We start from the raw sequence: 683 nt of genomic DNA on the forward strand, positions 1-683 counted from the left end.
TCCATTGCTTGTAAACATTGTGGGGCTCCTTGCATATTATAAATCTCAAGTAATCGACTTGTGATTTTAACAACATCACTGTTGGTGTCCTTAGTACTAATGTTAAAACGTACTTTTATTTTCACATTTTTTTGATATCTATTTAAAATAGCATCTACATGCTGATGAACTGGCTTACAATGTCCACAAAAAGGATTGGTTACAATTACGATTTCTAATCTTGAATTTAGATTTCCAAATACAATTTCTTTGCTATCGTTTAGTTGGGTGTTTAATTGTGGTGCTTTGTGTAATAAGCTTTCAAATAGAGTATAGTTTCTTTTGAATTTTACATTTTCTATCTTCTCCTTTTTCAATTGATTTACATCAGTAATTAAAGGCTTTATATAGAACCAAGTTAACCAAGTTGCGACTGCTACAAAACCAAATAATACTACATCTGTAAGTATAAAATTATTGATATAAGTATTAGTTAACACTGGAGCTAAAGCTTGCAACCATAATACTCCTACAATACTTAAACATAACAAGCACCATTTTTTTACTACAGCATATTGATAGTATATTGAATATAAGGTAACTGGAATTGCTACTAAACTTATAGTGTATGAAATAACAGGATTTGTTATTTGAAGGAATGTTAAGCTTGTTAATCCGATAAAATATAGAATACTAAAGTCACT

General features: G+C 29.1%; 1 protein-coding gene. It reads right to left on the reverse strand.

The features are described 5' to 3' along the window. A partial coding sequence (locus Q0958_RS18835; RefSeq protein WP_299126108.1) for a hypothetical protein occupies positions 1-683 on the reverse strand: 683 nt, incomplete at both ends.

Origin of the sequence: uncultured Tenacibaculum sp., from assembly GCF_947499065.1 — a bacterium.
Classification (GTDB): domain Bacteria; phylum Bacteroidota; class Bacteroidia; order Flavobacteriales; family Flavobacteriaceae; genus Polaribacter.